Raw genomic sequence first — 26,562 nt, forward strand, 5'->3', positions numbered from 1 at the left:
CTGCCTGATAATCACCAATGATAGGGGTTATCAAATGCGCCGGCTGTAAGGTTTAGCCGCAACCTTAGCCGTAAAAGCCTCCACATCCTGCGGCAAAGTATCAAAACCGGCAAATTTAGATCGAGTGGTACGTCACACTGTCGTTCTGTCAGAGCAGAATCCTGCGAGCCTGTTAAAATGCCCGCCCTTTTGAACAACGACTCCCTGAATTCTGTATGTCCCGACTCAATCCCCGGCAGCAAGAAGCCGTGAACTACGTCGGCGGCCCTCTATTGGTGCTCGCCGGTGCCGGTTCCGGCAAGACCAGCGTGATCACCCGCAAGATCGCGCACCTGATCCAGAACTGCGGCATCCGTGCCCAGTACATCGTCGCCATGACCTTTACCAACAAGGCGGCGCGCGAAATGAAGGAGCGTGTCGGCACGCTGCTCAAGGGCGGCGAAGGCCGCGGCCTCACGGTGTGTACCTTCCACAACCTGGGGCTGAACATCATCCGCAAGGAGCATGCGCGGCTGGGCTACAAGCCAGGTTTCTCGATCTTCGACGAAACCGATGTGAAGTCGCTGATGACCGACATCATGCAAAAGGAATATGCAGGCGACGACGGCGTGGATGAGATCAAGAACATGATCGGCGCCTGGAAAAACGACCTGATCCTGCCGCCCCAGGCCCTGGAAAACGCGCGCAACCCCAAGGAACAGACCGCCGCCATCGTCTACACCCACTACCAGCGCACGCTCAAGGCGTTCAACGCGGTGGACTTTGACGACCTGATCCTGCTGCCGGTAAAGCTGTTCGAGGAACACGCCGACATCCTCGAAAAATGGCAGAACAAAGTCCGCTACCTGCTGGTGGACGAATACCAGGACACCAACGCCAGCCAGTACCTGCTGGTGAAAATGCTGATCGGCAAGCGCAACCAATTCACCGTGGTAGGCGACGATGACCAGTCGATCTACGCCTGGCGCGGCGCGCGGCCGGAAAACCTGATGTTGCTCAAGGACGACTACCCGTCCCTGAAAGTGGTGATGCTGGAGCAGAACTATCGCTCCACCAGCCGCATCCTGCGTTGCGCCAACGTACTCATCTCCAACAACCCCCACGAGTTTGAAAAGCAGCTGTGGAGCGAGATGGGCCATGGCGACGAGATTCGCGTAATCCGTTGCCGCAACGAAGACGCCGAAGCCGAGCGCGTAGCGGTCGAATTGCTGACACTGCACCTGCGTACCGATCGGCCCTACAGCGACTTTGCGATCCTGTATCGCGGCAACTACCAGGCCAAGCTGATCGAGTTGAAGCTGCAGCACCACCAGATTCCCTATCGGCTTTCTGGTGGCAACAGCTTTTTCGGACGCCAGGAAGTAAAAGACCTGATGGCCTACTTCCGCTTGATCGTGAACCCGGATGACGACAACGCCTTCCTGCGGGTGATCAACGTGCCGCGCCGTGAAATCGGCTCCACCACCCTGGAAAAGCTCGGCAACTACGCCACCGAACGCAAGATCTCGATGTACGCCGCCACCGACGAAATCGGCCTGGGCGAGCACCTGGATACGCGCTTCACCGATCGCCTTTCACGCTTCAAGCGCTTCATGGACAAGGTGCGCGAACAGTGCGCCGGCGAAGACCCGATCAGTGCCTTGCGCAGCATGGTCATGGACATCGACTATGAAAATTGGCTGCGCACCAACAGTTCCAGCGACAAGGCTGCGGATTACCGCATGGGCAACGTCTGGTTCCTGATCGAAGCGCTGAAGAACACCCTGGAAAAAGACGAAGACGGCGAGATGACCGTCGAAGACGCCATCGGCAAACTGGTGTTGCGCGACATGCTCGAACGCCAGCAAGAAGAGGAAGACGGTGCCGAAGGCGTGCAGATGATGACCTTGCATGCGTCCAAGGGCCTGGAATTCCCCTACGTGTTCATCATGGGCATGGAAGAGGAAATCCTCCCGCACCGCTCCAGTATCGAAGCCGACACTATCGAAGAAGAACGGCGCCTGGCCTACGTGGGCATTACCCGCGCGCGTCAGACCCTGGCCTTCACGTTTGCCGCCAAGCGCAAGCAGTACGGCGAAATCATCGATTGTGCCCCCAGCCGGTTCCTCGACGAGCTACCGCCGGATGACCTGGCCTGGGAAGGCAATGACGACACCCCAACCGAAGTGAAGGCCGTTCGCGGCAACACCGCCTTGGCGGATATACGCGCGATGTTAAAGCGCTAAAATCGACTACTTTTTAATCTACTTTCGGCGCACACCGCGCCATTAGAGGAAGCTTTCCGTGGAAGCACTGCACAAGAAAATTCGCGAAGAAGGCATCGTGCTTTCCGATCAGGTACTCAAGGTCGACGCCTTTCTGAACCACCAGATCGACCCGGCGCTGATGAAGCTCATCGGCGACGAATTCGCCGCGCGGTTCAAGGATTCGGGCATCACCAAGATCGTTACCATCGAAGCCTCGGGCATCGCACCGGCAATCATGACTGGCCTGAACCTCGGTGTGCCGGTGATTTTCGCCCGCAAGCAGCAATCCCTGACCCTGACGGAAAACCTGCTGTCGGCGACCGTGTACTCCTTCACCAAGAAGGTGGAAAGCACTGTCGCGATCTCCCCGCGCCACTTGACCAGCAGCGACCGCGTGCTGGTCATCGATGATTTCCTGGCCAATGGCAAGGCATCCCAGGCGCTGATTTCGATCATCAAGCAAGCGGGCGCAACCGTTGCGGGCTTGGGGATTGTGATCGAGAAGTCGTTCCAGGGTGGCCGTGCGGAGCTGGATGCGCAGGGTTATCGAGTTGAGTCGCTGGCGCGTGTGAAGTCGCTGGCGGGTGGCGTTGTGACCTTTATCGAATAATCGCTGCCTGAACGCGGTTAAACATGTGGGAGCGGGCTTGCTCGCGAATGCGGTGTGACAGTCAATGTATAAGTCGACTGATACACCGCTTTCGCGAGCAAGCCCGCTCCCACATTGGGTTTTGCGTTGGGCTGTCAGTGCGCGGTGGCCTGTAGGCCGGCGAGCAATAAACGCTGATAGAGGTCCTCTTTCAGCCCTACCGGCTTATCCAACTGCATCCGCTCCAGATGCTTGGGAAACGCCTCCGGCTCCGGTGCATCCAGCGCCGCTTTGCCCAACTCCAGAATCTCCGTCAGCTTGAATTTGCTCTTGAGCCAGTTCAACGCCCGCAACAGATCCTTTTCCTCATCCGTGAAGTCAGTGCCCAGCGGGTACTCCGGAAACAACCGGCGATGCCGTGCCTGAATGCCCTTGAGGCGCTCCGGTGTATTGTCGGCAAAGCGCGGGGCCAGCTGGAAGTCCTTGGGTAACTTGCCGGCCTTCTGCGCCTGTTCGATCAAGTCATCCTGAAAGCGCGAGTCGGTAATATTCAGCAGCGCCTCGATCACTTTGGCATCCGTCTGCCCACGCAAATCGGCAATCCCGTACTCAGTGATGACGATATCGCGCAGGTGTCGAGGAATCGTGCAGTGGCCGTACTCCCAAACAATGTTGGAACTGACCTCCCCCGCCGACTCGCGCCAGCTGCGCAGGATCAATATCGAACGTGCACCTTCCAACGCATGGCCCTGGGCAACAAAGTTGTACTGCCCGCCGACGCCGCTGAGTACACGGCCGTCCTCCAACTGGTCCGCTACACCTGCCCCAAGCAACGTCACCATGATTGCGCTGTTGATAAACCGCGCATCCAGGCGCTGCAGGCGCTTGAGTTCTTCCTGGCCGTAGAGCTCGTTGATGTAACTGATACGGGTCATGTTGAATTCGAGGCGCTTGGCGTGAGTCATTTCCTGCAAGCGCTGGTAAAAACTGCGCGGCCCGAGGAAGAAGCCGCCATGGATCGAAATGCCGTCAGGTTGGGCTGCGTCATCCAGGGTGCCGGCGTTGGCTTGCTGCTGCGTCGCCACATCCGGGTAGACCTTGCGCCGGATAATGCCGGCATCGGCCAGTACCAGCAGGCCGTTGACGAACATTTCGCTGCAGCCATAAAGGCCACGGGCAAAGGGTGCGACGCCGCCTTCGTGGCTGATCAAGGGCGCCCACTGGTACACATCGAGGTCGGTCAGCAGCAGCCGATAGGCTTCGTTATCGGCCTGGCGCGCCAGCAAGGCGGCGGTCAGCGCATCACCCATGGAGCCGATACCGATCTGCAAGGTGCCGCCATCGCGCACCAGAGTGCTGGCGTGCAGGCCGATAAAATGGTCCTGGAAGCCCACAGGCATATTCGGAGTGGAGAACAGCGTAGTGCTGTCCTTTTCGTCGATCAGGTAGTCGAATTCGCCCATGCCCCACTCGGCGTCGCCGGGCATGTAGGGTAAGTCGCTGTGCACTTGGCCAACGATCAGAATGGTTTCCCCTGCCTCGCGGCGCTTCTCGATCATGGGCAACAGGTCGAGCGTGATATCGGGGTTGCAGCTCAAACTCAGGCGATCCGGATGCTCGGTGCTGCTGGCCACCAGCTGCGCCACCAGATTCAGGCCGGCAGCGTTGATATCTCGTGCCGCGTGGCTGTAATTGCTGCTGACATAATCCTGCTGCGCCGATGCACTGTGGAGCAGGCTGCCGGGCTGCATGAAGAACTGCTGCACGCGGATATTGGCCGGCAAGCTGTCCTTGTGCAGGTCGGCGAGGAAATCCAGCTCGGGGTAATCGCCGAACACCCGCTCGATAAAAGGCTCGAGAAAGCGTTTTTGCAAGCCATCGCCCATCGTTGGTCGACCCAGGGCCAGCGCGGTGTAGATGGTCAGCGCCCGCTCCGGCAACTTGGCGACGCGCCGGTACAGCGCATTGACGAACAGATTCGGCTTGCCCAGGCCCAAGGGCATGCCCATGTGGATATGCGCCGGCAAACGCGCCAGTACGTCGTCAACTGCTTGCTCGATTGAACACAACTGCACCATCCGACCCTCCTGACATTCCATGATTAGGGGTTGGACCGAGCTTGCCGGGTCTTTGCTGCAATGAACAGCAATCAATTTGATAAGCCCATCCCTGTGCGCATGAAGAAACTGCCAAATAAAAGCCTAATTAAAACAGAAACATATCATAAAGGTTTAACCCGAGATCACGACCAAAGAAAAGCCTTACGACTCATTGAATAAAAGCCCTACGTTCATTTAGGACAAGATCAAAACACAAATTATATCCACGCACTAATATCGATTTCAGTATGAAACCATCTTCAAAAGGCTATACACCTAACGAATACAAATACCCAAGGAAGCGCAATGAAAAACATAACCATATAATAATTATCGGTTTCGGAAGCGTCGCACAAGGCCTGCTCCCACTATTATCAAGGCATTACAATGGAGTGAACGTGACAATTTTTGAGAAACACCTAAACGAGAGCCTTATCGAAATTACCACCGAATTTTCAGCCACCCTGGAAGAAAAAGTCATAACCGCTGAAAACTTCAAACCTATACTCTCACCGTACTTAAACGGAAATACTTTTTTAGTGAACCTCGCAGTATCTGTCTCAAGCCTGGAGCTTTTAGAGCTGGCTCAAAAGTATGACTCACTTTATCTAGACACCTGTATAGAGCCGTGGGCCTACAAAGACGAAAAATACCAGACGCTAACCACAAACTATCAGCTTCGCGAGGTAATGAAAACGTATCAACAGAAAACGACTGGCCCAACCGCTGTTGTCGCCCATGGCGCAAATCCTGGCTTCATCTCAATTTTATTAAAGAAAGCTTTAGTAGAAATGGCCGCAGCAAACAACATAGTAGCAGAACCGAAAAACCAGATTGAATGGGCAGCGCTTGCCAACATCCTTGAAATACAAGTTATACAAATCTCCGAGCATGACTCGCAAGTCAGTGCATCAGCCCGCGCCCCCCTAAACTTCGTCTCCACATGGTCTGTGGACGGTCTTATTACCGAATGCCTGCAAGCAGCAGAATTGGGCTGGGGCACACACGAAACAGAAATTCCTTACGGCGCAAGAAAAAATGGATATGCACTAGAAATGCTAGAGCAAGGGTGTAACGTTAGAGTTAAAAGCTGGTCACCTAACTATTTGGAATTTTCTGCCTATTTACTAACCCACAACGAAGCACTGTCAATTGCTGAATATTTGACTTTAGGCGACCCCGAGAATCCTACCTACCGCCCAACTGTTTACTATGCGTATGAACCTTGTGATCAGACACTCGATTCAATGCAACTTTTGGGTCAGAGTGAGCAATCAGAAAAAATCAAAAAAACGATTTTGAAAGACGAAATTATTTCGGGAATAGATGAGCTTGGCGTTTTCCTAATCAGCAAAAAGTTCCGCGCCTTCTGGTTAGGGTCAAATCTATCAATTGGTAAAGCCAGGAAAATGGCCAACTACAACAGTGCGACAAGCTTACAAGTTGCCTCCAGCATAATTGGCGGCATGAAATGGGCAGAATACTTTCCAAACGCTGGCGTCATAGAATCCGAAAACTTGGATTGGCGTTACGTATACGATATCACTGTTAACTATTGGGAACCCATCGTCAGTCAACAGACAGACTGGAAACCATCGGATGTCGACCACACGCTGTCTTTCAGTAACTTTTTAGTATGAAGCCGTCTACCTGAAAAATAACTTTACCAAAAGGCCGCTATCATGAATAACATGCAGAGCACCTCTAATACGCCGAAAAAATCAAGCAATGCGTCTTCAATTCTCAAGGATTTTTGCTTTCCTCCGGTAACGCTTAGCAAGGCAGAGAAGGCTACCTGGAAAGAAATTTTCTTCGACTCAATAATTACCGAATACGATGCAAGGAGGCTTTATTGGCATATCGCTGATCAGAATCCAGCTTGCATCTCTGAATCGGCAAATATCTTAAAGCCTTGGCTTAGAGATGAAATCGATCACGCGTATGGCTTCTCTCTGATTTATTCAGCCTATACAGGAATTCCGCTTGACGTTGTAGCAATGGAAGTTGAAACAAGACAATCCGACTTCAACAGCCTAACCCCCTTTATGCAGGACCCACTTAAACTTCTCATCTTGCTTGCGTATGACGAGATAATCACGACACACGTCTATCAGCGCAGCATAAAAAATTACGACACCTTTAGTTCCTCGCAATTGTCAGTCTGGATCAGAAAAATCAAAAGAGATGAAGCTAAGCATTTTTTCTTTTTCATAGAACAAGCTAAACAGCTATTCCCGAATAGGCTTCAAGAAGCCCCGTCCATACTTAAAGAGCTTTTCACATTAGATTTTGAAAAAACAGAATATACAGGAACCTTCGTGTTAGACCACAACACGCTTGATTATCCAATCACTAAAAAAGAAATACAAGAATCAATAATCCCAACCATCATCAAAAAATTGAGCCATGACACTCACACATCAAACGGAGCAAAAAAATGAAACCTCCCTTCCTCAATAAGCGTCATTGGAGCTCTAGAGCGCTATTCAAAGAAATCGCCAATAGCGATTGGGTCAATCCCGGTATTGACCCAAAATACGAGGATTTCTTTTTGGCCGACTTAGTCTCTGAGTACGACGCGATAAACCTGTACCACTACCTTTATCCGAGACGCTCTGAGTTTTCCCCCTACTTCGTGCAATATTTAGACTTATGGTTTTTAGATGAAAAAAATCATGCCGACGGCTTTATAGAACTGAATCGTTTGATATTTAATACAGACGAAGAAACTCTCTTGGACAATTTAAAATCAAGAAACAGCGACTTTAAACCCTTTGAAGAAATTTTATCAAACGAATTAAGCTTACTTACTGTGTTTGCGTACGATGAATACATTTCAGTTAAAACATACAAGAAAGATACGTTCTATAATCAGTTTGGGCACTCGGGCTTCGACACATGGATTGGTAACTTAATCGCCGACGAAGCAACCCATTTCGCAAACGCTATAAAATTATTAAGAAACAACCACTCATCTTGTCTAGAGCTGATTGAAAAAACCTTAAACCGTATTATTCAACTTGAAAGTACCCCTTACAGAAATACCTTCTTGCTCGATCATGACGGGCCACACTTTCTTCTAGGCAATAGTGATTATGCGGACGCTGCCGCGAGTGAAATACTAGACATCCTAACTAGAGATAAAAAATGAAAAACAGTCACTATTTAATAGCCTCCATGGTGCTCATGGTGTTTGGCGAAATCCTAACTATCTATAGTGAAGTGTATGCCTCAAAACTTTCTGGACGAGTTATAGAAAACCCTGAACTTTTTATAAAACCTATTTTACTCATATGCATTGCCGGCATAAGCCTGATATTCGCTTATTGGTTAGGTTACCAAGGCACAGGGAATATATGGATCGTGACAGTGGCGTCACTCACACTGCTGCTTATATTAGAACCCATCGTCATTTATGCGATGCTAAAGGAACTACCGGGGCGCGGGGCACTCATCGGATTCATTCTTGGAGCCGTAGGGCTACTGGCGACCCTGGTACTTTAAAATATGCGACAGCGCTCTTGTTATCCAAAGGTTAGCCCACTTTGCGGGCTAACCTTTTGTAAATGCTTAACTTTTTACTTCAATCCAGACATCTTCTCGATTGCACCTTTAAGCTCGTCATCCGAGCAATCGGCGCATGTGCCTTTTGGCGGCATGGCGTTCAAACCGGTGATCGCCTTGGCCAGCAGGCCGTCGAGGCCGCCCTGGTGGTCGGCGCGGTCTTTCCAGGCTGCGGTGTCACCGATTTTCGGCGCGCCCAGCAACCCGGTGCCATGGCACGCATTGCAATGCTTGGCGATCACGTCGTCCGGCGTTTTCGCACCGCCACCGCCGCCCACTGCCACCGCCACTTCCATCCCTTTGCATTCCTGGCCCTGAACACAGACTTGGCCGACAGGCTCCAGGCGCTTGGCAATTTCATCATTGGTCGCAGCTTGAGCGCTGACAGCCCATAGGGCCAGTACGGTTGCTGGTGCAGCCAGCATTTTCATAATTAGGTTCACGCGTTCACCCTCAATGGTGGCTATTCACGCCTGCGGCCACGGTTTCGCAGGCGGCGAAAGTATAACGGTTAGCCCGCCTGGCTGAAACAACCCTATTAAATAAAGGGATATTCAGCTTCGCGGATACAGCTACGGGTGTCTCTGCAACGCTGGCAGGACGCCTCTTCTGTCAGAAGTTCGCGGGTGTGGCTGCGCTGATTAGTCGCGCCGGCACATCGAACGGGTTGCGAAAACGATGAGGCTTGGTGCTTTCAAAGTAGTAGCTATCGCCAGCTTCGAGCACAAAAGTTTCAAGACCGACCACCAATTCCAGGCGGCCTTCCACCAGAATCCCGGTTTCCTCACCTTCGTGGGTGAGCATTTCTTCGCCTGTATCGGCACCCGGGGGGTAGATTTCGTTGAGAAACGCAATCGCTCGGCTCGGGTGCGCACGGCCGACGAGTTTCATGGTGACGGCGCCGTCAGAGATGTCGATCAGCTCATTGGCTTTATAGACGATCTGGGTCGGTATTTCCTGGAGGATCTCCTCGGAAAAGAACTCGACCATGGACATGGGGATGCCGCCCAGCACCTTGCGCAAGGAGCTGATCGAAGGGCTGACACTGTTTTTTTCGATCATCGAAATGGTGCTGTTGGTGACACCCGCGCGCTTGGCGAGCTCGCGCTGGGAAAGACCCTTCAGTTTACGGATGGATTGCAGTCGTTCGCCGACGTCCAATGCAGGAGCCTCCTAGGATTCAGGCTTTGTTGTAATTGAGCGTTATCATGGCGACAGCGTTCAGTATTTACAACACTTGGGCCTAAATCCCGGCCAGCTCTACTCGTAGGCGGCGTTCAAGCCCCGGAATAGAGCCTTGGCACGCGGCGCAGGTTGCAGAAGATCTGGTAGGGGATGGTCTCGGCGGCGCCCGCAACGTCGCTGGCGAGGATATTCTTACCCCACAGCTCTACGGTGGAGCCGAGGCCGGCCTGAGGCACGTCGGTAAGGTCGACACACAGCATGTCCATGGACACGCGGCCCAGCAATTGGCTGCGTTGCCCCGCCACCAGCACCGGCGTGCCGGTCGGCGCGTGACGCGGGTAGCCGTCGGCATAACCCATGGCAACCACGGCAATGCGCATCGGCTTCGACGTGATGAACTTGGCGCCGTAGCCCACCGGTTCGCCAGCCGGCAGTTCGCGCACGCAGATGACTTTCGATTCCAGGGTCATTACCGGCTGCAAGCGCGCGGCGATGGCCTGCTCTTCACCAAACGGCGTGGCGCCGTAGAGCATGATGCCTGGGCGTACCCAGTCGCTGGCCACGTTCGCCCACCCCATCACCGACGGCGAATTGCGCAGGCTGACTTCGGCCGACAGGCCTTGGCGTGCCGCTTCAAACACCTCCACCTGTTCATCGCTGCGTACACAATCGAGTTCATCGGCACGGGCGAAATGGCTCATCAGTACGATTTTCGCCACTTTGCCGCTGGCCAGCAGGCGTTGGTAGGCCTCGTGATAATCCTTGGGATGCAGGCCAACACGGTGCATGCCCGAATCCAGCTTGAGCCAGATGGTCAGCGGCTTGCTCAACCGGGCTTGCTCGATCGCTTCCAACTGCCACAGCGAATGCACCACGCACCAAAAATCGTGCTCGATGATCAACGGCAGCTCGTCAGCCTCGAAAAAACCTTCCAGCAGCAATACCGGCGCACGAATGCCAGCGGCACGCAGCTCCAGCCCTTCCTCGATACACGCCACAGCGAAACCGTCGGCCTCGGCCTCCAGCGCCTGGGCCACGCGCACGGCACCATGGCCATAGGCATCGGCCTTGACCACGGCGAGGGCTTTGGCCCCCGTGACTTCACGGGCCAGTTGATAGTTATGGCGCAGGGCTTGGAGGTCAATCAGGGCACGGGCAGGACGCATGGCGGCAGGCTTCTAGGCGGCAGAGTGAAGAAAAAACCGGCACCGACCAACAGCGTCGGTGCCGGGAGAGGGATGTTGGTTTAAGGCAGCGCAGCGACGACAGACAGCTCTACCAAAATTTCCGGTTCACACAGCTTGGCTTCAACCGTGGCACGGGCTGGGGCGACGCCTTTGGGCAGCCATTTGTCCCACACCGCGTTCATGCCGGCGAAGTCGGCGTCGATGTCTTTCAGGTAAATCGTCACCGACAGCAGCTTGGTTTTGTCGGTGCCGGCCAAGTCCAGCAACCGCTCGATATTGGCCAGGGTTTCACGGGTCTGCTGTTCAATCCCGGCACTCATGTCGTCGCCGACTTGCCCTGCCAGATACACGGTACCGCTGTGAACAACGATGTGGCTCATGCGCTCATTGGTGAGCTGGCGCTGGATGGACATGTTTTGCGGACTCCTGATGGTTGCCGTAACGGGAAATATCGAGGCCTTCGGCGCTGATCTGCGGCGTTTTCTTTGCCATCAGATCGGCCAGCAAACGACCAGAGCCACAGGCCATGGTCCAGCCGAGGGTGCCGTGGCCGGTATTCAGGAACAGGTTCTTGAACGGGGTTGCACCGACAATCGGCGTGCCATCGGGTGTGGTCGGGCGCAGGCCGGTCCAGAAAGTGGCTTCGGTCAAATCACCGCCCTGAGGATAAAGGTCGTTGACGATCATCTCCAGGGTTTCGCGTCGACGTGGGTTCAGCGACAGGTCAAAACCGGCTATCTCAGCCATGCCGCCGACGCGGATGCGGTTGTCGAAACGGGTGATCGCGACCTTGTAGGTCTCGTCGAGAATGGTCGACGTCGGCGCCATCGCCGGGTTGGTGATCGGCACGGTCAGCGAGTAACCCTTGAGCGGGTACACCGGTGCCTTGATCCCCAGCGGCTTGAGTAACTTCGGCGAATAACTGCCGAGGGCCAGTACGTAGCGGTCGGCGGTTTCAAGCTTGCCGTCGATCCACACGCCGTTGACGCGGTCACCCGCATAGTCGAGGCGCTGGATGTCCTGTTCAAAGCGAAACTCCACGCCCAACTGCTTGCACATGTCCACCAGGCGCGTGGTGAACATCTGGCAGTCGCCAGTCTGGTCGTTCGGCAGGCGCAGGGCACCGGCGAGGATGTCGGTGACGCTGGCCAGGGCCGGCTCAACGCGGGCGATACCGGCGCGGTCAAGCAGTTCGAACGGCACACCGGACTCTTTCAATACGGCGATGTCCTTGGCCGCACCATCGAGTTGGGCCTGGGTGCGGAACAGCTGGGTCGTACCGAGGCTGCGGCCTTCATAGGCGATGCCGGTCTCGGCGCGCAGCTCGTCGAGGCAGTCGCGGCTGTACTCGGACAGGCGAACCATGCGCTCCTTGTTCACGGCATAGCGGCTGGTGGTGCAGTTGCGCAGCATCTGCGCCATCCACAGGTATTGATCGATATCGGCAGTGGCTTTGATCGCCAACGGTGCGTGGCGTTGCAGCAGCCATTTGATCGCCTTGAGCGGCACGCCCGGGGCGGCCCATGGCGAGGCATAACCCGGGGATACCTGGCCGGCGTTGGCGAAACTGGTTTCCATGGCAGCGGCGGGCTGACGGTCGACCACAACGACTTCGAAGCCGGCCCGCGCCAAATAGTACGCACTGGTCACACCAATGACGCCGCTACCCAAGACCAGAACGCGCATTTTTATATCCTCATCACGGGCTTAGCCGCTGACGTGTGTTATTCGAGCAATGATGGGCGCAGTATAAAAAGCAATCACCAGTGCATTTCACTATATAAATGCCTATATTTGGCGACAATTCTCGGCAAAAACCCTTTTCACAGAGGCGTATCCCCTATGCGTACCAACACCCAGACCAAACGGGAGCTGGACAAGATCGACCGCAATATCCTGCGCATCCTGCAAACCGACGGGCGCATTTCGTTCACCGAGTTGGGGGAAAAGGTCGGGCTGTCGACCACGCCGTGCACTGAGCGGGTTCGCCGCCTGGAGCGTGAAGGAATCATCATGGGGTACAACGCGCGGCTGAACCCGCAGCATTTGAAGGGAAGTTTGCTGGTATTTGTCGAGATCAGCCTCGATTACAAGTCCGGCGACACCTTTGAAGAGTTCCGCCGCGCCGTACTCAAACTGCCCCATGTGCTGGAGTGCCACCTGGTCTCAGGCGACTTTGACTACCTGGTGAAGGCACGGATTTCCGAGATGGCGTCGTACCGCAAACTGCTTGGCGATATCCTGCTCAAACTGCCCCACGTGCGCGAATCCAAGAGCTATATCGTGATGGAAGAAGTGAAAGAGAGCCTTAACTTGCCGATCCCGGATTAACTGACCCGACTCAGTCATTTTTGACCGAGTACATCCGCTAGACCAGCACTTGCCGGGTGCTGGCCATGTAGTCGTGGATCTGCTTTTCGACCCGTGGATGAATCAGTTCCACCGGCCCGCGCCCGTTGGGGCACGGCAAGGTCTTTGTGGTACCGAACAGGCGGCAGATCAGCGGACGCTCGTCATACACCGTGCAGCCATTCGGCCCAAGGTGCACACAGTTCAGCTCGTCCATGGCCGCGTCCTGCTCGGCAGCAGTCTTACGTGGCAGGCGCGACATTTCCTCGGGCGAGGTCGTCACCGGCCCACAGCAGTCGTGGCAACCGGGGACACACTCGAACGAAGGAATCTGTCGGCGCAGCGCGCTGATTTTCTGACTGTTGCAACTCATCGAAACACGTACCGAACGGCGAATAGGCGTGGATTCTGCCGCAAAAAGCCCTGATGAGACAGCTTCGTCCGACCGCTGTATCCTGCGTCAAATTTTCCAAACAGGGATGCTCCCCATGACTGCCAGCGCCCGGCACACCACTTCCTACTACGCAGCCAGCAGCGTGCCGCAACCCGATTACCCGGCGCTGGCGGGCGAAGTGTGCGCCGATGTCTGCGTGATCGGCGGTGGCTATTCAGGGCTTAACACGGCGCTGGAGCTGGCCGAGCGCGGTTATAGCGTGGTGTTGCTGGAGGCGCGCAAGATCGGCTGGGGCGCCAGCGGCCGCAATGGCGGCCAGTTGATTCGCGGCGTCGGCCATGGCCTGGAGCAGTTCGCCAACGTGATTGGCACCGACGGCGTGCGCCAGATGAAGCTGATGGGCCTGGAAGCCGTGGAGATCGTGCGCGAGCGCGTCGAGCGCTATCAAATCCCCTGCGACCTGACCTGGGGTTACTGCGACCTGGCCAACCAACCTGACCATCTTCAAGGCTTCGCCGAAGACGCTGAAGAACTGCGCAGCCTGGGCTATCGCCATGAGGTGCGCCTGCTGCAAGCCAACGAAATGAGCAGCGTGATCGGTTCCGATCGTTATGTCGGCGGGATGATCGACATGGGCTCCGGCCATTTGCACCCGCTGAACCTGGCACTCGGCGAAGCTGCCGCCGCGCAGCAACTGGGCGTGAAGCTGTTTGAGCAGTCCGAAGTGACACGCATCGACTACGGCCCCCAGGTCAACGTGCACACAGCCCTTGGCAACGTCCGCGCCAAGACCCTGGTGCTGGCCTGCAATGCCTACCTCAATGGCTTGAATCCACAGTTAAGCGGCAAAGTGCTGCCCGCCGGCAGCTACATCATTGCCACCGAACCGTTGAGTGCGGCCCAGGCCGCCAGCCTGCTGCCGCAGAACATGGCCGTCTGTGATCAACGGGTGACGGTGGATTACTTCCGGCTCAGTGCCGACAACCGCCTGTTGTTCGGCGGTGCCTGCCACTACTCCGGACGCGATCCTCAGGATATCGGCGCCTATATGCGCCCAAAGATGCTCAAGGTGTTCCCACAACTGGCTGACGTAAAGATCGACTACCAGTGGGGCGGCATGATCGGCATCGGCGCCAACCGTCTGCCGCAGATCGGCCGATTGGCCGATCAACCCAACGTGTATTACGCCCAGGCCTACGCGGGGCACGGCCTCAACGCCACGCACCTGGCCGGCAAGCTGCTGGCCGAAGCCATCAGTGGCCAGCAGCAGGGACGTTTCGATTTGTTCGCCCAAGTGCCGCACATCACCTTCCCCGGCGGCAAGCATCTGCGCTCGCCGCTGCTGGCACTGGGGATGCTTTGGCACCGATTCAAAGAATGGGTGTAATCAGTCACGCCAGAACGGTTTCAAACCTTCATGGCGCGCCTGCTCGGCGCTGAGCCCTATGTCGAGCAGTTGCTCGTGAGTCAGGCTCAGCAGGGCCTTGCGCGTGTGGCGACGGTGCCAGAAAAGACTCCAGCGGCCGCAGGTGGGCGTCGACATCGCCCGCTCCTGCCCCGCTTCCAACTCCTGACCGTGTAATGCCAACCGCACATCGCTCATGCCGCTCATTTTGCTGCCCCTCATTTGCCTGTTGCCATGAGTGACTAGCTTGAGCGCGCGAGCAAAACCATTACAGATTCAACCCACTCTTATTAAATCAATACAGATGCTGCCTTCAGGTGGCTGAATCCTGTATTTTCTGTGTATCTGTAATGGTCCCCCGGGAGCGACCGCCATGACTCTCTACGTCAATCTCGCCGAAGTGCTGGGCACTCGCATAGAGCAGGGCTTCTATCGCCCCGGCGATCGCTTGCCTTCCGTAAGGGCCTTGAGTGTGGAACACGGGGTCAGCCTGAGTACCGTTCAACAGGCCTATCGCCTGCTGGAAGATAACGGCCTGGCAATGCCCAAGCCCAAATCCGGCTACTTTGTGCCCGTCGGGCGCGAGCTGCCGGCCCTGCCCGAAGTCGGCCGCCCGGCGCAGCGACCGGTAGAAATCTCCCAGTGGGACCAGGTACTGGAACTGATTCGCGCAGTCCCCCGCAAAGATGTCATACAGATGGGCAGAGGCATGCCGGATGTATTGTCGCCTACCCTGAAACCCCTGCTGCGCAGTCTTGCAAGGATCAGTCGTCGCCAGGATATGCCCGGACTGTATTACGACAACATCTTTGGCTGTATGGAATTGCGCGAGCAGATCGCCCGTCTGTCTCTGGATTCCGGCTGCCAACTCAACGCCGAAGATATCGTCATCACTACGGGCTGCCATGAAGCGCTGTCCGCCAGTATTCATGCCATTTGCGAACCTGGGGATATCGTCGCAGTCGACTCGCCAAGCTTCCACGGTGCCATGCAAACCCTTAAGGGCCTGGGTATGAAGGCCCTGGAAATACCAACAGACCCGCTCACCGGCATCAGCCTCGAAGCACTGGAATTGGCCCTGGAACAGTGGCCGATCAAGGTCATCCAGCTGACACCAAACTGCAACAACCCCTTGGGCTACATCATGCCGGAAGCCCGCAAACGCGCGCTGCTGACCCTGGCCCAACGCTTTGATGTGGCGATCATCGAAGACGACGTGTATGGCGAACTGGCCTACAGCTACCCGCGCCCGCGCACGATCAAGTCCTTTGACGAAGATGGCCGCGTACTCCTTTGCAGCTCGTTCTCGAAAACCCTGGCGCCCGGTTTGCGCATCGGCTGGGTTGCACCCGGCCGTTACCTGGAGCGGGTGCTGCACATGAAATACATCAGCACTGGCTCCACGGCGACACAGCCGCAGATCGCCATTGCCGAATTCCTCAAAAACGGCCACTTCGAACCGCATTTGCGGCGGATGCGCGCACAATACCAGCGCAATCGCGACTTAATGTTCGATTGGGTCAGTCGCTATTTCCCTGCGGGTACACGGGCGAGCCGGCCACAGGGCAGTTTCATGCTGTGGGTCGAGCTGCCTGAAGGTTTCGACACCCTCAAGCTCAATCGCATGCTGGTGGAACAAGGCGTACAGGTGGCCGTGGGAAGTATCTTTTCCGCTTCCGGCAAGTACCGGAACTGCCTGCGCATGAATTACGCTGCCAAGCCAACCCCGCAGATCGAAGAAGCGGTGCGCAAGGTCGGCGCTGCGGCGATAAAAATGCTCGCCGAGACTGCAGACTGACCTTTCGCAGGAATTAGCCGTCATATGCCGACAATTGCCCTGACGTGGAAGCAGCGCCCTTGATGATTCGACGGCTTTTACCGTTTTTCCTGCTGGGCGCCTTGGCCCTGAGCGGCTGCGCGACGGTCAATGCACCGCGCACGCCCAGCGATGCGCTGCCCGCTGCGCAATCGTCATTCGGCCGCTCGATCCAGGCCCAGGCCGCGCCATATCAGGGACGCTCAGGCTTTCGCCTGCTGCCCAATAGCAGCGAAGCCTTCATGGCCCGCGCCGAATTGATCCGCAATGCCCAAAGCAGCCTCGACCTGCAGTACTACATCGTGCACGACGGCATCAGCACCCGCATGCTGGTGGATGAACTGCTCAAAGCCGCCGACCGTGGCGTGCGCATCCGCATCCTGCTGGACGACACCACCAGCGACGGCCTCGACCACGTCATCGCGACCCTCGCCGCCCACCCACAGATCCAGGTTCGCCTGTTCAACCCATTGCACCTTGGCCGCAGTACCGGCGTGACGCGGGCCATGGGGCGGTTGTTCAACCTGTCGCTCCAACACCGGCGCATGCACAACAAGCTGTGGCTGGCGGATAACAGTGTGGCCATTGTTGGCGGGCGCAACCTGGGTGACGAGTATTTCGACGCCGAGCCGAACCTGAACTTCACCGATATCGACATGCTCAGCGTCGGCCCGGTGGCTGAGCAGCTCGGACACAGTTTTGATCAGTACTGGAACAGCGCGCTGAGCAATCCGATTGATGACTTTGTTTCAAACAGCCCGTCCAAAGGCGAACTGGCCGCCGCACGCGTGCGCCTGCAAGACTCGCTGGCCGAATCTCGCCAGCAGAACCACGCGCTGTACAACCGCTTGCGCACCTACCAGACCCAGCCGCGCATGGACATCTGGCGCCGCGAGCTGATCTGGGCGTGGAACCAGGCATTGTGGGATGCGCCGAGCAAGGTGTTGGCCGAAGCTGACCCAGACCCCCGCTTGCTGCTCACTACCCAACTGGCGCCGGAGCTGAACGGCGTCAGCCGTGAGCTGATAATGATCTCGGCGTATTTCGTACCCGGGCAGCCCGGGCTGGTGTACCTCACCGGCCGTGCCGATGCAGGCGTGTCGGTAAGCCTGCTGACCAATTCTCTGGAGGCCACGGACGTGCCGGCCGTGCATGGCGGCTACGCGCCTTATCGCAAGGCTTTGCTGGAACACGGCGTGAAACTCTACGAGCTGCGCCGCCAGCCCGGCGACCCAAGCGGCGTCAGCGGCCCGCACCTGTTTCGCCGGGGCGCCTTCCACGGCTCGGACTCGAGCCTGCACAGCAAGGCGATGATCTTTGATCGGGAGAAGTCGTTTATTGGCTCGTTCAACTTCGACCCGCGCTCGGTGCTGTGGAACACCGAGGTCGGCGTGCTGGTGGACAGCCCCGAGCTGGCGGAGCACGTACGCAACCTAGCGCTGCAAGGCATGTCGCCAGCCTTGAGCTACCAGGCGAAATTGCAGGACGGCCAGGTGGTATGGGTGACCGAGGACAATGGCCAATTGCACACGCTGAGCCGTGAACCCGGCAGCTGGTGGCGCAGGTTTAATGCCTGGTTCGCCACCTCAGTCGGATTGGAACGCATGCTCTAGGAACAATGAAGATCCCGTGTGGGAGCGGGCTTGCTCGCGAATGCGGTGGGTCAGTCAATATTTCCGTTAACTGACACACCGTATTCGCGAGCAAGCCCGTACACATTTGATCCCGTTTAAAATCAGGCGGGCTGCGCAACGCCAAATGCGCCCTGACGCAGCAACAAAACCACCAGCCCCAGCGCGCCGGCAGCCATCAACAACGGCAATGCATGCCCATTGATCCACTGGCTGCCCGCACCGGCCACCAGCGGCCCGATCAGGCAACCGATGCCCCACAACTGCGCCACGTGAGCGTTGGCGCGCACCAGCGCGTCGTCGCGATAGCGCTCGCCAATCAGGATCAGCGACAACGTGAACAACCCGCCGGCGCTGGCGCCGAAGATCACCCACACCGGCCAGATCAGCGGCGTGTGCAACAGCAGCGGAATCGCCAGGCTCGAGACCAGCAACAGCACCGCACAACTCAAGAACAGCGTGCGTCTCGGCAGGTAGTCAGCCAACGCGCCAATGGGCAATTGCAGCAGCGCATCGCCAACCACCACCGTACTGACCATGGCCAAGGCGATCTCGGCGGTAAAGCCTTGTTGCAGGCAATACACTGGCAGCAGCGTCAGAATCATCGCCTCGAACGCAGCGAATAACGCCACCGCCCAGGCAATCGCGGGCAGGCTCAGGCAAAAACGCCATAGATCGCCGAAGGTGACACTGAAGGAATCGGCCGTTGGCGCGCCGGAACGCCCCAGCAACAGCAGCGGCGCGACCATCAGCAGGCCCACGCCCACCCAGAAACCGTAGTCATGGTCGGTGCCCAGCACGCCCAACAGCAGCGGGCCTGACAGTTGACTCAAGGCATAGCTGCAGCCATACAGCGCCACCAATCGGCCACGCCACTGCTCCACCACCAACTGGTTGATCCAGCTTTCGCCGAGGATAAACACGATGGTCAGGATCACCCCGATCATCAGTCGCAGCACCAGCCACACCGGATAGCTGGGCAGGACCGCCAGCAACCCGATGGACACCGCGCCGGCCCACAAGCACAGACGCATCAGGTTGGCGGTGCCGAGCCATGAGGCCATGCGACTGGAGACCTTCGCCCCCAGCAGCACGCCGAAGGCCGGCATGGCTGCCATCACACCAATGGCGAAACTGCCGTAGCCCCAGCCTTCGAGGCGCAGGGACACCAGCGGCATGCTGACGCCCAGGGCCAGGCCGACGCTGAGTACCGAAGCCAGGACGGCGAAATAAGTCGCCCAACGCATTTCCACGCTCCTGTGGATAATTTCCGAGGTTGCAAACGAACTGTAGGAGCGAGCTTATGTGGGAGCCGGGCTTGCCCGCGATAGCAGATGCTTCGGTGTGTCCGTCACACCTTGGCGCTGCTATCGCAGGCAGCCAGCTCACTCACAAGCTTGCTCCTACAGGGGATCAGCGGTGTTGCTTACAGCTTGATCCAGGTCGACTTCAACTCGGTGTACTTGTCGAACGCATGCAGCGACTTGTCGCGACCGTTACCCGACTGCTTGAAGCCACCAAACGGCGCGGTCATGTCACCACCATCGTATTGGTTGACCCACACGCTACCGGCGCGCAGGGCCTTGGCGGTCAGGTGCGCCTTGGAGATGTCCGCCGTCCATACCGCTGCGGCCAGGCCGTATTGGGTGTCGTTGGCGATGGCGATGGCTTCTTCGGCACTGTCGAAGGTGATTACCGACAGGACGGGGCCAAAAATCTCTTCCTGAGCGATCTTCATGGCGTTGGTCACACCGTCAAAAATCGTCGGTTCCACGTAAGTACCGCCGGTTTCTTCCAGCGTGCGCTTGCCGCCCGCGACCAGTTTGGCGCCGTCGGCGTGGCCGGCTTCGATGTACGACAGCACGGTGTTCATCTGCTGGGTGTCCACCAGTGCGCCGACGTTAGTCGCCGGGTCCAGCGGGTTGCCCGGCTTCCAGCCCTTGAGGGCCTCAATCACCAGCGGCAGGAAGGTGTCCTTGATCGAACGCTCCACCAGCAGGCGCGAACCGGCGGTGCACACTTCGCCCTGGTTGAAGGCGATGGCGCCAGCGGCGGATTCGGCAGCGGCTTGCAAATCCGGCGCATCGGCAAACACGATGTTCGGGCTCTTGCCGCCGGCTTCCAGCCACACGCGCTTCATGTTCGACTCGCCGGAGCGAATCAACAGTTGCTTGGCAATCTTGGTGGAACCGGTGAACACCAGGGTGTCGACGTCCATGTGCAGCGCCAACGCGTTGCCCACGGTGTGGCCGTAACCCGGCAGCACGTTGAGCACGCCTTTTGGAATACCGGCCTCAACGGCCAAAGCCGCGATTCGGATCGCGGTCAGCGGGGATTTTTCAGACGGCTTGAGGATCACCGAGTTACCGGTGGACAGCGCCGGGCCGAGTTTCCAGCAGGCCATCATCAACGGGAAGTTCCACGGCACGATCGCGCCGACAACACCGACCGGCTCGCGAGTCACCAGACCCAGTTGATCATGCGGGGTGGCGGCAACTTCGTCGTAGATCTTGTCGATAGCCTCGCCGCTCCAGCTCAGCGCATTGGCTGCGCCAGGCACGTCAATTTCCAGGGAGTCGGTGATCGGCTTGCCCATGTCCAGGGTTTCAAGCAGCGCGAGCTCTTCGGCATTGGCCTTGAGCAACGCGGCGAAACGGATCATGGTGGATTTGCGTTTGGCTGGCGCCAGGCGCGACCAGACACCGGAGTTGAACGTGGCGCGGGCATTCTCGACGGCACGCTGGGCGTCGGCGACGTCACAGCTCGCAACGGTGGCCAGCAGGCGGCCATCGACCGGGCTGATGCATTCGAACGTGTCACCGGAAACAGCGGCGGTGTACTCGCCATTGATATAGGCGCGGCCTTCGATTTTCAGGTCCTTGGCGCGTTGTTCCCAGTCGGCACGGGTCAGGGTGGTCATGCGAGTGTCCTCCTCTTATTGAATACAAGGGCCAGGTGATGTCCCCCGGCAGCCTCAAAGAATTCTTGCCCGGCCAGCCTGCTGTTCGGCTCAAGGCAGCTGCCACCCTAAACCAGCGGCTGGGGATGTTTCAATATATTTGACATAACGGCGGTAAACGCCCTTGCGATGTTCATTTTAATAAACATAGACTTTGAGCTCACCAACCCCAGGCCAGACGGGACACGCACATGAGCATCCAGGACATCGTCGACTTCAGCCAAGCCAACACCGCCCCAGACCGCTACCGTCCGGCCGCCGAGAAAATCCTCAAGGGCGATCCCGAACAAACCATCTACAACCACTACAACAGTCCGTGCGGCCAGATGAGCGCGGGCGTGTGGGAAGGTGAAATCGGACAGTGGAAGGTCAATTACACGGAGCATGAGTACTGCGAGATTGTGCAGGGTGTTTCCGTGTTGCGGGATGCCGACGGCAACGCCAAGACTTTGCGCGCCGGCGACCGCTTCGTGATCCCCGCCGGGTTCAGCGGCACCTGGGAAGTGCTGGAGCCGTGCCGCAAGATCTACGTGGTGTTCGAACAGAAAGCCTGATCAAGAAATCACAGGCAAAAAAAAGCCCGCATCGTGAGATACGGGCTTTTTTTCACAAGGAAGAAAATCAATTACTTGATTTTGCCTTCTTTGTAGATCACGTGCTTGCGAACGCGCGGGTCGAACATTTTCTTTTCGAGCTTGTCCGGGGTAGTACGCTTGTTCTTGTCGGTAGTGTAGAAGTGACCAGTACCGGCGCTAGAGATCATTCGAATCAATTCACGCATGATAAAGCTCCTTAGATCTTGCCAGCGGCGCGGATTTCGGCCAGCACGACAGTGATGCCACGCTTGTCGATGATACGCATGCCTTTGGCAGATACACGCAGGCGAACAAAACGTTTCTCTTCTTCAACCCAGAAGCGGTGATGCTGCAGGTTCGGCAGGAAACGACGACGGGTTTTGTTATTTGCGTGGGAAATGTTATTCCCAGTCACCGGACCCTTACCGGTAACTTGACAGACTCTCGACATGCCTCAGCCCTCTAAAACCACATGCCCAACCCGGCATGGGTTGGCCGCTTAATCTCTCAGTCATTTGGCGCCAGGCGCCGCGTTTCTTTAGGGTCTTACCGGCTACACCTACTAGCGAAGGAACCGGGCCCCTAGAAAAGAGCGCTGCTTTATACCAGAAAGACCCTAGTGCAACAACAGCCCGTGTGTTTTTACCGGCATAAATCTTGGCGACAGACGCCTGAACCGTTGCCAGGAGGGGCCGCTGTAACAGCCGACCGCTCGTCGCACAGAATGATTTACAGCGCCCCGCAGGCACAATGAAGTGCACGGCGAAACGCGCTGAGGCGCCATCAAAACAGCATTTGCGCCAAAAGCACAGGCAAAAATGGGCTAGTCATTTATCAAACAGACCACTACGGTAGGCTTTTTCCAGACTGCACTCGCAGATGGGCCTTCGATCTGCAAAGGAAACCGAATATGCGCCTCGCTGCCCTACCGCTATTGCTAGCCCCTCTATTTATCGCGCCGCTGGCCCAAGCCGCCACCAGTTTGAGCGTTTGCACCGAGGCCAGCCCCGAAGGGTTCGATGTGGTGCAGTACAACTCCCTGACCACCACCAATGCCTCGGCCGATGTACTGATGAATCGCCTGGTGGACTACGACGCCGTCAGCGGCAAGCTGGTGCCGAGCCTCGCAGACAGCTGGGAAGTGTCGCCGGATGGCCTGACCTATACCTTCAAGCTGCACCCGGGGGTTAAATTCCACCGTACCGACTATTTCACCCCGAGCCGCACCCTGACCGCCGAAGACGTGCGCTTCAGCTTTGAACGCATGCTCGACCCCGCCAACCCGTGGCACAAGATCGCCCAGAGCGGCTTCCCGCATGCGCAGTCTCTGCAACTGCCGACGCTGGTCAAGAAGATCGACGCCCTCGACCCGCTGACCGTGCGCTTCACCCTCGATCACGCCGACTCGACCTTCCTCGCCACTCTCAGCATGGGCTTTGCCTCGATCTACCCGGCCGAGTACGCCGATAAACTGCTCAAGGCCGGTACGCCCGAAAAGCTCAACAGCCAACCGATCGGCACCGGACCGTTCGTTTTTGTGCGTTTCCAGAAAGATGCTGTCGTGCGTTACAAAGCCAACCCGGATTACTTCGCCGGCAAACCGGCTGTGGATAACTTGCTCTTCGCCATTACGCCGGATGCCAACGTGCGCCTGCAGAAACTGCACCGTGATGAGTGCCAGATCGCGCTGTCGCCCAAGCCGCTGGATGTGGGTGAAGCAGAGAAAGATCCCGCGCTCAAAGTAGAAAAAACACCAGCCTTCATGACCGCATTCGTTGCGATCAATAGCCAGCACCCGCCGCTGGACAAGCCCGAAGTGCGGCAGGCGATCAACCTGGCCTTCGACAAGAACAGCTACCTGAAAGCCGTATTTGAAGGCACCGCCGAAGCAGCCAATGGCATTTACCCACCAAATACCTGGAGCTATGCCAAGGACTTGCCGGGTTATCCACAGGACATCGCCAAAGCCAAGGCGCTGTTGGACCGGGCCGGCCTCAAGAATGGTTTCAAGACCACCCTCTGGACTCGACCCACCGGAAGCCTGCTGAACCCCAACCCTAACCTGGGCGCACAGCTGTTGCAGGCGGACCTCGCCAAAATCGGCATCCAGGCAGAGATCCGTGTGATCGAGTGGGGCGAGCTGATTCGCCGCGCCAAAGCCGGTGAGCATGACCTGCTGTTCATGGGTTGGGCCGGCGATAACGGCGACCCGGATAACTTCCTGACCCCGCAATTCTCCTGCGCGGCAGTGAAATCCGGCACCAACTTCGCCCGCTACTGCGACCCAACCCTGGACAAACTGATCAGCGCCGGCAAGACCACCAGCGAGCAAGGTGTGCGCAGCAAGCTGTATCAACAGGCCCAGGCACAGATCCAGCAGCAGGCTTTATGGCTACCGCTTGCGCACCCTACGGCGTTCGCTCTGGCGCGCAAGAATGTCGAGGGATACCAGGTGAGCCCGTTTGGACGCCAGGACTTCTCCAAGGTCAGCGTCAAGCCTTGAAAACCTGCCCCGCCCTAATGGGGCGGGGCTACATCCATCCATATTCCGCCATCGACAGCGGGTCACCGTCGCCCACAATGATGTGATCCAGCACCCGCACATCCACGACTTCCAACGCCTTTTGCAGCAACTTGGTTAATTTTCGATCAGCCGCACTCGGCTCGACACTCCCTGATGGGTGGTTATGGCACAGGATCAACGCTGCCGCGTTGTATGCAAGCGCACGCTTGACCACCTGGCGGGGGTAAACGATGGCGGTGTCGATGGTGCCCTCAAACAACGCCTCGAAGCCCAGCACCCGATGTTTTGAGTCGAGAAACAGGCAGCCGAAGATCTCGTGGGGCTCATGACGTAAGAGCGCCTTGAGGTAGTCACGCACGGCCAGCGGACTCTCCAATACCGAATCGCTACGCAGGCGCTCGGCCAGGTGGCGCCGAGACATTTCCAGCACCGCCTGCAACTGTGCAAACTTCGCCGGCCCCAACCCCAAATGCTGGATGAACAGCGTCTGGCTGGCCTCCAACAACGGTCGAAGGCCGCCGAATTGCGCCAAGAGATGGCGCGCCAGATCCACCGCACTTCTGCCCGAAACCCCAGTGCGCAGGAAGATTGCCAACAACTCGGCATCGGACAGACTCGCCGCGCCCCACTCCAAAAGTTTCTCCCGTGGACGTTCAGCCACAGGCCAATCGCGAATACTCATCCCACCTCCGTGTGCATGTGCGCCGCTGTTGCCCGACGGTCGCTGTGTTATCTTAAGCCCTCTTTTTTGCGTGCGATTTCACCTGGGGAGGGGGCATCGCAGGCGTCACTGAACTGGCATCACTGAACTGGAAAGGCAAACCAATGCAGCGTCTGTATCGGAAACGCATCGTTCTCGGCGTCGGCGGCGGCATTGCCGCCTACAAGAGCGCAGAGCTGGTTCGCAGGCTCCTGGACCAAGGCGCCGAAGTGCGCGTGGTCATGACACGCGGTGGCAGTGAGTTCATCACCCCACTGACCATGCAAGCCCTGTCCGGCCACCCGGTTCACCTGGACCTGCTGGACCCGGCGGCCGAAGCCGCCATGGGCCATATCGAGCTGGCCAAATGGGCTGACCTGGTGCTGATCGCCCCAGCCACTGCCGACCTGATCGCGCGCCTGGCCCAAGGCATTGCCGATGACCTGCTGACCACACTGGTACTGGCCACCGACGCTACCGTCGCCATCGCTCCGGCCATGAACCAGGCCATGTGGCGCGACCCGGCCACCCAGGCCAACACCCAGCTCCTGCAAAGCCGTGGCCTCAAAGTGTTCGGCCCGGCCTCCGGCAGCCAGGCCTGCGGCGATGTGGGCATGGGCCGCATGCTCGAAGCCACCGACCTGGCGCAGTGCGCCGCAGAGTGCTTCCAGCACCTGGCACTCACCGGCAAACATGTACTGATCACCGCTGGCCCGACCCAGGAAAACATCGACCCGGTGCGTTACATCACCAACCATAGCTCAGGAAAAATGGGTTTTGCCTTGGCCGAAGCCGCGGTTGAGGCAGGCGCACGCGTCACCCTCATCACCGGTCCGGTGCACTTGCCAACCCCCGATCGCGTCACGCGAATCGACGTAGTCAGCGCCAGGGACATGTTGGCGGCCTGTGAAGCAGCCATTCCCTGCGACCTGTTTATCGCCTCGGCAGCGGTTGCAGACTACCGCCCGGAAGTCGTCGCCCCGCAAAAGCTTAAGAAAGACCCTACAAGCGGCGACGGCCTGCTCCTGCAAATGGTGCGCAACCCGGACATTCTGGCGACCATCGCCACCCGCCCGGACCGGCCATTCAGTGTCGGCTTCGCGGCCGAGACCGAGCACCTGCTCGACTATGCCGCACGCAAATTGAAAGACAAAAACCTCGACCTGATCGTTGCCAATGATGTCGCAAACCCGAGCATCGGCTTCAACAGTGAGGAAAATGCTATCAGCGTGATCGACCGCGAGTTGCACGCCACCGTTTTCGCCCAGACCAGCAAAGGCAAGATTGCCCGCCAACTGATCTCATTTATCGCCCAACGGCTGAACCAGGTTTAATTTAC

26 protein-coding genes are annotated in these 26,562 nt (G+C 57.5%); 13 read left to right on the forward strand and 13 right to left on the reverse strand.

Translation table 11 applies throughout. From position 1 onward, the window contains the following. Window positions 1–215 precede the first annotated feature (215 nt). Window positions 216–2,225 carry a DNA helicase Rep gene (gene rep, locus A7J50_RS28460; RefSeq protein ID WP_017737724.1) on the forward strand — a complete coding sequence of 670 codons (2,010 nt, stop codon included), beginning with the start codon at window positions 216–218 and terminating at the stop codon, window positions 2,223–2,225. 58 nt (window positions 2,226–2,283) lie between these two features. Beyond that, the gene (locus A7J50_RS28465; protein WP_053258645.1) at window positions 2,284–2,856 is read left to right on the forward strand and encodes a xanthine phosphoribosyltransferase; all 573 of its coding nucleotides are present in this window, start codon (window positions 2,284–2,286) and stop codon (window positions 2,854–2,856) included. A 134-nt stretch (window positions 2,857–2,990) separates the two neighbouring features. Here the strand turns inward: A7J50_RS28465 and A7J50_RS28470 are convergent, their stop codons facing one another. Then, a complete protein-coding gene (locus tag A7J50_RS28470; protein WP_064454706.1) occupies window positions 2,991–4,913 on the reverse strand; it encodes an acetyl-CoA hydrolase/transferase C-terminal domain-containing protein in 1,923 nt (640 codons plus the stop codon). Between the two features lie 269 nt (window positions 4,914–5,182). Between A7J50_RS28470 and A7J50_RS28475 the strand changes: the two genes are divergently transcribed. The 4 genes from A7J50_RS28475 to A7J50_RS28490 are packed head-to-tail and all read left to right on the forward strand — an operon-like array spanning window position 5,183 to window position 8,438. After that, window positions 5,183–6,574, forward strand: a complete 1,392-nt coding sequence (locus tag A7J50_RS28475) for a saccharopine dehydrogenase C-terminal domain-containing protein (RefSeq protein ID WP_082895967.1) — start codon at window positions 5,183–5,185, stop codon at window positions 6,572–6,574. A gap of 42 nt (window positions 6,575–6,616) precedes the next feature. After that, a complete protein-coding gene (locus A7J50_RS28480; protein WP_237140870.1) occupies window positions 6,617–7,375 on the forward strand; it encodes a ferritin-like domain-containing protein in 759 nt (252 codons plus the stop codon). After that, entirely contained in the window at window positions 7,372–8,085 is a 714-nt protein-coding gene (locus A7J50_RS28485) for a hypothetical protein (protein ID WP_237140871.1), read from the forward strand. Before A7J50_RS28480 ends, A7J50_RS28485 begins: the two co-directional genes overlap by 4 nt. Continuing rightward, window positions 8,082–8,438 carry a hypothetical protein gene (locus A7J50_RS28490; protein ID WP_017135866.1) on the forward strand — a complete coding sequence of 119 codons (357 nt, stop codon included), beginning with the start codon at window positions 8,082–8,084 and terminating at the stop codon, window positions 8,436–8,438. Before A7J50_RS28485 ends, A7J50_RS28490 begins: the two co-directional genes overlap by 4 nt. Before the next feature lie 74 nt (window positions 8,439–8,512). Here the strand turns inward: A7J50_RS28490 and A7J50_RS28495 are convergent, their stop codons facing one another. The 5 genes from A7J50_RS28495 to dadA form a co-directional block, all read right to left on the reverse strand. Beyond that, entirely contained in the window at window positions 8,513–8,929 is a 417-nt protein-coding gene (locus A7J50_RS28495) for a c-type cytochrome (RefSeq protein WP_064454708.1), read from the reverse strand. Between the two features lie 181 nt (window positions 8,930–9,110). After that, a complete protein-coding gene (locus A7J50_RS28500) occupies window positions 9,111–9,659 on the reverse strand; it encodes a cupin domain-containing protein (protein WP_003176893.1) in 549 nt (182 codons plus the stop codon). Window positions 9,660–9,775: 116 nt separating this feature from the next. After that, a complete protein-coding gene (gene alr / locus A7J50_RS28505) occupies window positions 9,776–10,849 on the reverse strand; it encodes an alanine racemase (protein WP_064454709.1) in 1,074 nt (357 codons plus the stop codon). 80 nt (window positions 10,850–10,929) lie between these two features. Beyond that, the gene (locus tag A7J50_RS28510) at window positions 10,930–11,283 is read right to left on the reverse strand and encodes a RidA family protein (protein WP_064454710.1); all 354 of its coding nucleotides are present in this window, start codon (window positions 11,281–11,283) and stop codon (window positions 10,930–10,932) included. Beyond that, the gene (gene dadA / locus A7J50_RS28515) at window positions 11,255–12,556 is read right to left on the reverse strand and encodes a D-amino acid dehydrogenase (protein ID WP_064454711.1); all 1,302 of its coding nucleotides are present in this window, start codon (window positions 12,554–12,556) and stop codon (window positions 11,255–11,257) included. Before dadA ends, A7J50_RS28510 begins: the two co-directional genes overlap by 29 nt. A gap of 156 nt (window positions 12,557–12,712) precedes the next feature. Here dadA and A7J50_RS28520 point away from each other — a divergent pair, with 156 nt between their 5' ends. Further along, the gene (locus A7J50_RS28520; protein ID WP_003176896.1) at window positions 12,713–13,201 is read left to right on the forward strand and encodes an Lrp/AsnC ligand binding domain-containing protein; all 489 of its coding nucleotides are present in this window, start codon (window positions 12,713–12,715) and stop codon (window positions 13,199–13,201) included. Between the two features lie 37 nt (window positions 13,202–13,238). Here the strand turns inward: A7J50_RS28520 and A7J50_RS28525 are convergent, their stop codons facing one another. After that, window positions 13,239–13,592, reverse strand: a complete 354-nt coding sequence (locus A7J50_RS28525; protein ID WP_053258651.1) for a YkgJ family cysteine cluster protein — start codon at window positions 13,590–13,592, stop codon at window positions 13,239–13,241. Between the two features lie 115 nt (window positions 13,593–13,707). On the opposite strand from A7J50_RS28525, the gene A7J50_RS28530 reads away from it, so the two are divergent. After that, window positions 13,708–15,000 (forward strand): NAD(P)/FAD-dependent oxidoreductase, encoded by a 1,293-nt coding sequence (locus A7J50_RS28530; protein ID WP_064454712.1) that lies wholly within the window; start codon window positions 13,708–13,710, stop codon window positions 14,998–15,000. Here the strand turns inward: A7J50_RS28530 and A7J50_RS28535 are convergent, their stop codons facing one another. Continuing rightward, a complete protein-coding gene (locus tag A7J50_RS28535; protein WP_064454713.1) occupies window positions 15,001–15,225 on the reverse strand; it encodes a DUF1127 domain-containing protein in 225 nt (74 codons plus the stop codon). A 166-nt stretch (window positions 15,226–15,391) separates the two neighbouring features. Here A7J50_RS28535 and A7J50_RS28540 point away from each other — a divergent pair, with 166 nt between their 5' ends. Both A7J50_RS28540 and A7J50_RS28545 read left to right on the forward strand, forming a co-directional pair. Next, complete coding sequence (locus A7J50_RS28540; RefSeq protein ID WP_064454714.1) at window positions 15,392–16,816, forward strand: PLP-dependent aminotransferase family protein; 1,425 nt, start codon at window positions 15,392–15,394, stop codon at window positions 16,814–16,816. 62 nt (window positions 16,817–16,878) lie between these two features. Beyond that, a complete protein-coding gene (locus tag A7J50_RS28545) occupies window positions 16,879–18,447 on the forward strand; it encodes a phospholipase D family protein (protein WP_064455028.1) in 1,569 nt (522 codons plus the stop codon). A 122-nt stretch (window positions 18,448–18,569) separates the two neighbouring features. On the opposite strand, the gene A7J50_RS28550 is transcribed toward A7J50_RS28545, so the two are convergent. Then, the gene (locus A7J50_RS28550; protein ID WP_064454715.1) at window positions 18,570–19,712 is read right to left on the reverse strand and encodes an MFS transporter; all 1,143 of its coding nucleotides are present in this window, start codon (window positions 19,710–19,712) and stop codon (window positions 18,570–18,572) included. 179 nt (window positions 19,713–19,891) lie between these two features. Next, window positions 19,892–21,385, reverse strand: coding sequence for an aldehyde dehydrogenase (locus A7J50_RS28555; RefSeq protein ID WP_064454716.1), 1,494 nt, complete (start codon window positions 21,383–21,385; stop codon window positions 19,892–19,894). 230 nt (window positions 21,386–21,615) lie between these two features. On the opposite strand from A7J50_RS28555, the gene A7J50_RS28560 reads away from it, so the two are divergent. Then, window positions 21,616–21,978 (forward strand): cupin domain-containing protein, encoded by a 363-nt coding sequence (locus A7J50_RS28560; protein ID WP_064454717.1) that lies wholly within the window; start codon window positions 21,616–21,618, stop codon window positions 21,976–21,978. Between the two features lie 71 nt (window positions 21,979–22,049). Here A7J50_RS28560 and rpmG read toward each other — a convergent pair whose 3' ends face one another. Together rpmG and rpmB are read right to left on the reverse strand one after the other, a co-directional pair. Continuing rightward, window positions 22,050–22,205: a 50S ribosomal protein L33 gene (gene rpmG / locus A7J50_RS28565; protein ID WP_003176906.1), complete on the reverse strand. Its 156-nt coding sequence runs from the start codon at window positions 22,203–22,205 to the stop codon at window positions 22,050–22,052. Between the two features lie 11 nt (window positions 22,206–22,216). Continuing rightward, window positions 22,217–22,450, reverse strand: a complete 234-nt coding sequence (gene rpmB, locus A7J50_RS28570; RefSeq protein ID WP_003176907.1) for a 50S ribosomal protein L28 — start codon at window positions 22,448–22,450, stop codon at window positions 22,217–22,219. Between the two features lie 459 nt (window positions 22,451–22,909). Between rpmB and A7J50_RS28575 the strand changes: the two genes are divergently transcribed. Beyond that, a complete protein-coding gene (locus tag A7J50_RS28575) occupies window positions 22,910–24,502 on the forward strand; it encodes an ABC transporter substrate-binding protein (protein ID WP_064454718.1) in 1,593 nt (530 codons plus the stop codon). Between the two features lie 28 nt (window positions 24,503–24,530). Here A7J50_RS28575 and radC read toward each other — a convergent pair whose 3' ends face one another. After that, window positions 24,531–25,205, reverse strand: a complete 675-nt coding sequence (gene radC, locus A7J50_RS28580) for a RadC family protein (protein ID WP_064454719.1) — start codon at window positions 25,203–25,205, stop codon at window positions 24,531–24,533. Between the two features lie 143 nt (window positions 25,206–25,348). Here radC and coaBC point away from each other — a divergent pair, with 143 nt between their 5' ends. Further along, window positions 25,349–26,557, forward strand: a complete 1,209-nt coding sequence (gene coaBC, locus A7J50_RS28585) for a bifunctional phosphopantothenoylcysteine decarboxylase/phosphopantothenate--cysteine ligase CoaBC (protein ID WP_064454720.1) — start codon at window positions 25,349–25,351, stop codon at window positions 26,555–26,557. The last annotated feature ends 5 nt before the right edge of the window (window positions 26,558–26,562 follow it).

Origin of the sequence: Pseudomonas antarctica (assembly GCF_001647715.1) — a bacterium.
Taxonomy (GTDB): Bacteria; Pseudomonadota; Gammaproteobacteria; order Pseudomonadales; family Pseudomonadaceae; genus Aquipseudomonas; species Aquipseudomonas antarctica_A.